The organism is Pseudomonas sp. IT-P12 (assembly GCF_949767465.1).
Taxonomy (GTDB): domain Bacteria; phylum Pseudomonadota; class Gammaproteobacteria; order Pseudomonadales; family Pseudomonadaceae; genus Aquipseudomonas.
In genome coordinates this window covers 44,238-50,612 of the sequence record NZ_CATKPY010000005.1, presented here as the reverse complement: position 1 = coordinate 50,612, position 6,375 = coordinate 44,238, and the positions used below count along the sequence as shown (strand labels likewise).

6 protein-coding genes are annotated in these 6,375 nt (G+C 58.3%); all 6 read right to left on the bottom strand.

Translation table 11 applies throughout. From position 1 onward, the window contains the following. Positions 1-94: 94 nt before the first annotated feature. Entirely contained in the window at positions 95-715 is a 621-nt protein-coding gene (msrQ, locus tag ACM6IM_RS03135) for a protein-methionine-sulfoxide reductase heme-binding subunit MsrQ (RefSeq protein ID WP_414864120.1), read from the bottom strand. Further along, entirely contained in the window at positions 715-1,728 is a 1,014-nt protein-coding gene (msrP, locus tag ACM6IM_RS03130) for a protein-methionine-sulfoxide reductase catalytic subunit MsrP (protein WP_414864119.1), read from the bottom strand. Before msrP ends, msrQ begins: the two co-directional genes overlap by 1 nt. Positions 1,729-1,786: 58 nt before the next feature. After that, positions 1,787-2,641, bottom strand: a complete 855-nt coding sequence (gene pssA / locus ACM6IM_RS03125; protein WP_192308904.1) for a CDP-diacylglycerol--serine O-phosphatidyltransferase — start codon at positions 2,639-2,641, stop codon at positions 1,787-1,789. Positions 2,642-2,788: 147 nt separating this feature from the next. Next, positions 2,789-3,805 (bottom strand): ketol-acid reductoisomerase, encoded by a 1,017-nt coding sequence (ilvC, locus tag ACM6IM_RS03120; protein WP_003228216.1) that lies wholly within the window; start codon positions 3,803-3,805, stop codon positions 2,789-2,791. A gap of 48 nt (positions 3,806-3,853) precedes the next feature. Continuing rightward, a complete protein-coding gene (ilvN, locus tag ACM6IM_RS03115) occupies positions 3,854-4,345 on the bottom strand; it encodes an acetolactate synthase small subunit (protein WP_040064172.1) in 492 nt (163 codons plus the stop codon). A 2-nt stretch (positions 4,346-4,347) separates the two neighbouring features. Then, entirely contained in the window at positions 4,348-6,072 is a 1,725-nt protein-coding gene (locus tag ACM6IM_RS03110; protein WP_192308906.1) for an acetolactate synthase 3 large subunit, read from the bottom strand. Between the last annotated feature and the right edge of the window lie 303 nt (positions 6,073-6,375).

The following is a 6,375-nucleotide window of genomic DNA, read 5'->3' as shown; positions in this document are numbered from 1 at the left end:
TGCGTAACTCTTTGTTTACCAAAGAGTTTTCCGTTTCGACTGCGCCGGAAGTGGGGCGAATTATAGACGTCCAGAATCTGCCGTCAACCCCTAATTATGCTTTTCTCGCAGAAGATGATTTTTTACCCGCCAGGCGAGGGATTCGGCGCGACACGGCTGGCAGACGCAACACCAAGAGCAGCAACCCTATGCAGGCATACACCGCCCACTCTTTCAGGTCGGCACGCACGATCCACAACATATGCAGCAAGCCAAGCCCGAGAACGACATAGGCCAGCCGGTGCAACTTCTTCCAGCGAGCACCCAGACGCCGCTGACTGTAGCGATTGGATGTCACTGCCAACGCCAGCAGGCAAAGGAAGCCTAGCGCCCCGACAATGATGTACGGCCGCTTGCGCAACTCGACGCCGAGTTGAGACCAGTCAAAGCCAAGAATGAACGCCAGGTAACTGCATAGATGCAGAACCACATAAGCGAAACACCACAGCCCCAATTGCCGCCGGACCGCCACCCACCCCGCCCAACCGGTGAGCTTCTGCAAGGGTGTCATGCTCAAGGTTATCAGCAGCAGGATGAGCGTCCCGAGCCCCAGCCGGTCAACCAGCACCTTGCCAGGATCCGGCCCGAGCAAATCCGCCCAGGCCTGATAGAGCCAGAGCAACGGCCATATCGCCGCCACTATAAAGACCCCTGCTCGCCACAACGGATATCGCATCAGTAATTCTTCCGCAGATCGAGCCCTGTGTATAACGAAGCGACTTCATCCGCATAACCATTGAACATCTGCGTGTCGCGCACATTGGGCTTGAACAGGCCGCTCGGCAAACGCCGCTCCCGTGCCTGGGTCCAGCGCGGGTGGTCCACTGCCGGATTCACATTAGCGTAGAAACCGTACTCATCCGCAGCAATGCTCTGCCAGGTGGTCTTCGGCTGCTCGCTGACCAGGCTGATCCGCACGATGGACTTGATGCTCTTGAAGCCGTACTTCCACGGCACCACCAAACGCAAGGGTGCACCGTTCTGATTCGGCAACTCACGCCCGTACATGCCCACCGCGAGGATGGCCAAAGGGTTCATTGCCTCATCGAGCCGTAATCCTTCGACATAAGGCCAGTCGATCAAGGCAAAACCGGAACGCTGCCCCGGCATGGTTTGGGGGGCCTGCAGGGTTTCGAAGCGAATGAATTTTGCCTTGGAGGTCGGCTCGACCTGCTTGAGCAATGCCGAGATGGGAAAGCCTATCCACGGAATGACCATCGACCAGGCCTCCACACAGCGCAGACGATAAATGCGCTCCTCCAACTGGTAGGGCTTCATGAAGTCTTCCAGCGCGTACCGCCCTGGCTTCCCCACTTCCCCGTCCACCACCACGCTCCAGGGCTCGGTTTTCAGCGCACCCGCGTTGGCAGCCGGATCACCTTTATCGGTGCCGAACTCATAGAAGTTGTTGTAGTGGGTCGCATCCTTGAACGGCGTGATGGCTTCGTCCCTGACGTTGACTGCCCCCCACTGCACAGAAGGAAGCTTTTGTGAAAACCAGGCAGGCGCCTTGCCGGGCTCGACATCCGGATAACGCGCAGCATCAGCAGCGCCGGCCCAACGTGGCAAACCGCCCAGGGCAAGGCCGGCAGCGGCAGCCCCCAGGACACTTCGACGGGATAGATAGAGGGATTCAGGCGTGACGTCCGACTCATGACAGTCGGACGCCTGGGGGACTTTGATCAGCATGGTAACTCCGCAGCATTGGAGAACAGATGCACCAATAGACTGCGGAGTATGAAGGAAATTACGCGTTCTTGTGCCGACGAAGGCGTAACAGATATTGCACCGGACCAGACGCCGCATAGGCGAGGAACACCAGCAGCAGGATACGCGGCGGATCACTGAAGACCACGGCGAACACCAATACGACGGCAAGGATGGCCACGAAAGGTACGCGCCCCTTCAGGTCCAGCTCCTTGAAGCTGTTGTACTTGATATTACTGACCATCAGCATGCCAGCAGCCGCCACCATCAGCGCCACCAGGAACGACATCTTGGAACCCTGGATCCCGTAATCGCTGAAAGCCCAGACAATACCGGCAACGACACCCGCAGCAGCCGGACTGGCCAGGCCGATGAAGTAGCGCTTGTCGGCGGTGCCGACCTGAGTGTTGAATCGCGCCAGTCGCAGCGCAGCACCGGCGACATAAATGAAGGCAACCATCCAGCCGACCTTGCCCATGTCGCCCAAAGCCCAACCGAATGCCAACAGGGCGGGCGCGACACCGAAGGCGACCATGTCCGACAGCGAGTCGTACTCGGCACCGAAGGCGCTCTGGGTATTGGTCATCCGAGCCACGCGACCGTCAAGGCCGTCGAGCACCATGGCCACGAAGATCGCGATGGCCGCGAAGGCGAAATACTTGCTGGCGCCAGCGGCATCGCCGGCACTCAAGGCGCTCTGCGCGCTCATCGAGTTGATGATGGAATAAAACCCCGCGAACAGGTTCGCGGTGGTGAAGAGATTCGGCAGAAGATAGATACCACGATGCCTGACTTTACGGCCTTCGGCGTCATGCCCTTCTTCGACGTGCTCATCGATGGGCAGCAGGCTTTCGGCGTCGGAAGCCTGGTTTGGCTCTTCGGGACGTTCGCTCATGGACATTACCTTGCAACAGGGTGGAAAGTTTCGACAAGTGTCTGGGACGACGGTTCGGCCGCAAACGATGCAGCTTTATACCAGAACCGTCCCCGCAAACGAAAAAACGCGGCCTGGGCCGCGTTTTTTCTCACACAAGTGCGCGACTTAGTTTTTGGCTTTGTCGACGATCTTGTTGGCACCGATCCACGGCATCATGGAGCGCAGTTGCTCACCGATGATTTCGATACCGTGAGCGGCGTTGTTACGACGCTTGGCGGTCATCGAAGGATAGCCGGTGGCGCCTTCGCTGATGAACATCTTGGCGTATTCGCCGTCCTGAATACGTTTCAGGGCGTTGCGCATGGCCTGGCGGGATTCGGCGTTGATCACTTCCGGACCGGTCACGTACTCGCCGTACTCGGCGTTGTTGGAGATCGAGTAGTTCATGTTGGCGATACCGCCTTCGTACATGAGGTCAACGATCAGCTTCAGTTCGTGCAGGCACTCGAAGTAGGCCATTTCCGGCGCGTAGCCAGCTTCAACCAGGGTTTCGAAACCGGCCTTGACCAGCTCAACGGTACCGCCACACAGAACGGCTTGTTCGCCGAACAGATCGGTTTCGGTCTCGTCCTTGAAGGTGGTTTCGATGATGCCGGTACGACCGCCACCGACGCCAGCGGCGTAGGACAGCGCGACGTTCTTGGCGTTGCCCGAGGCGTCCTGGTAGATCGCGATCAGGTCAGGGATGCCGCCGCCTTTGACGAACTCGGAACGCACGGTGTGGCCCGGTGCTTTTGGCGCGATCATGATCACGTCGAGGTCGGCGCGCGGTACAACCTGGTTGTAGTGAATCGCGAAGCCGTGGGAGAAGGCCAGGGTGGCGCCCTTCTTGATGTTCGGCTCGATTTCGTTCTTGTACAGCGAGGACTGGAACTCGTCCGGGGTCAGGATCATGACCAGGTCGGCAGCCGCGACAGCGGAAGCAACGTCGGTCACTTTCAGGCCGTGAGCTTCGGCCTTGGCGACGGTCGCCGAACCTTTACGCAGGCCAACGGTAACGTCAACGCCGGAGTCTTTCAGGTTGCACGCCTGGGCGTGGCCCTGGGAACCGTAACCGATGATGGCAACTTTCTTGCCCTGGATGATCGACAGGTCGCAGTCTTTATCGTAGAAAACTTTCATGAATTTCCCCTATATATCCAGGCCGTTCAGGCCATTCGCTAATTTGGTTTAGATGCTGAGTACTTTGTCGCCGCGAGCAATACCGGTGACGCCGCTACGGACGGTCTCCAGGATCGAAGCGGTGCCGATGGACTGAATGAAGCTGTCGAGCTTGTCGCTGGTACCGGTCAGTTGAACGGTATAGACGCTGGCGCTGACATCGACGATCTGCCCACGGTAAATATCGGTAGTGCGTTTGATCTCGGCGCGCTGGGCGCCCGTGGCCTTGACCTTGACCAGCATCAGTTCGCGCTCGATGTGAGCACTCTCCGACAGGTCCACCAGCTTGACCACTTCGACCAGCTTGTTCAGGTTCTTGGTGATCTGCTCGATGATCTCATCGTGGCCCACCGTGGTCAGCGTCAGACGCGACAGGGTCGGGTCCTCGGTTGGCGCCACAGTCAGGCTTTCGATGTTGTAGTTGCGCTGCGAGAACAGGCCGACTACGCGAGACAAAGCGCCAGGTTCGTTTTCCAGAAGCAAGGAAATAATGTGCCGCATGATTAGGTACGCTCCGTCTTGCTCAGCCACATATCGCGCATGGAGCCGTCTTTGATCTGCATCGGGTAGACGTGCTCACTGGTATCGACCGCAATATCGAGGACCACCAGACGATCCTTCAGAGCGAACGCTTCTTCCATCTTCGACTTCAGATCCTTCGAATCACTGATGCGTACGCCGACGTGACCGTAGGCTTCGGCCAGCTTGACGAAATCAGGCAGTGACTCCATGTAGGAATGCGAGTGACGACTGCCGTAGCTCATGTCCTGCCATTGGCGAACCATACCCAGAACACCGTTGTTCAGGATGACAATCTTGACCGGCAGACCATATTGCAGACAGGTGGACAGTTCCTGGATGTTCATCTGGATGCTGCCCTCGCCAGTCACGCAGACGACGTCGGCATCCGGGAAGCTCAACTTGATGCCCATGGCCGCCGGGAAACCGAAGCCCATGGTGCCCAGACCACCGGAGTTGATCCAGCGGTTGGGTTTGTTGAACTTGTAGTACTGCGCCGCGAACATCTGGTGCTGACCGACGTCGGAAGCGACATAGGCATCGCCCTTGGTCACTTCGCACAGGGTTTCGATCACAGTCTGCGGCTTGATGATACTGCCGTCACCCTTGTCGTAAGGGAACAAGCCGCGATCACCGCGCCATTCATCCACCTGCTTCCACCAGCTTGCCACGGACTCCTTGTTCGGGGTCTCGCCGATTTCCTTGAGGATCGCGACCATTTCGGTCAGGACGCTCTCGACGGGGCCCACGATCGGCACGTCGGCCTTGATGGTCTTGGAAATCGAAGCCGGGTCGATGTCGATGTGAATGATCTTGGCGTTCGGGCAGAACTTGGACGCGCCATTGATCACGCGATCGTCGAAACGCGCGCCGACCGCGAGGATCACGTCGGCATGGTGCATCGCCAGGTTGGCGGTGTAGCTGCCGTGCATGCCCAGCATGCCGATGAACTGGCGATCAGTGCCAGGGTAGGCACCCAGGCCCATCAAGGTGTTGGTCACTGGCAGGTTGAGCATTTTGGCCAGTTCGGTCAGCGGCGCGGAGCCACCACCGAGAATCACGCCACCGCCGGCGTACATCACCGGACGCTTGGCCGCCAGGAGCATTTCGGCTGCCTTGCGGATTTGCCCGGAATGGCCACGGACGGCCGGGCTGTAGGAACGCAGCTTGGCTTTTTTCGGGAAGATGTATTCGAACTTCTCGGCCGGGTTGGTCATGTCTTTCGGGATGTCGACAACGACCGGACCAGGGCGACCGGATTGCGCCAGGTAGAACGCTTTCTTCATGACTTCCGGGATTTCCGAAGCGTGCTTGATCATGAAACTGTGCTTCACGATCGGCCGGGAGATACCGATCATGTCGGTTTCCTGGAACGCATCGGTACCGACCATGGTGCTCGGCACCTGGCCGGAAATGACCACCATCGGGATGGAGTCCATGTAGGCAGTGGCAATACCGGTAATGGCGTTGGTTGCGCCCGGTCCGGAGGTCACCAATACCACGCCGGCCTTACCGGTGGCACGGGCGTAGCCGTCAGCCATATGGGTCGCAGCTTGTTCGTGACGAACCAGGATGTGGGTCACTTCCGGTTCTTTGAACAGGGCATCGTAGACATGAAGAAGAGCACCACCCGGGTACCCGTAGATATATTTGACGCCTTCGTCACGCAAAAAGCGGACGAGCATCTCACCGCCAGATAAAAGCTCCACGTTGTTCACCTCTAAAACGCCAGAATACCGTCCATATCAGAAAGGACGGGTCTTAATAGGTTTACTTCTCGGCAGAGCATGAGCGACGGTGGTCGCCGACTACGTCAGCACTGACTGAGCAAGTATTGGGATCGTCCCAAGTGTTGCGGGCTTTTCCCACCCAGCGCGAGGTAACGCGTTGCGGGTGTAACAGGTCGACGCGGATGTGCGCCTCATGATCTGCCGAGTGGGTCTGCTTCTGGCAGTCCCTCTACAGCGGACTTTGGATTCTTCTGTTTCGTCCCCTGCAAGTCAAGTCGTCTA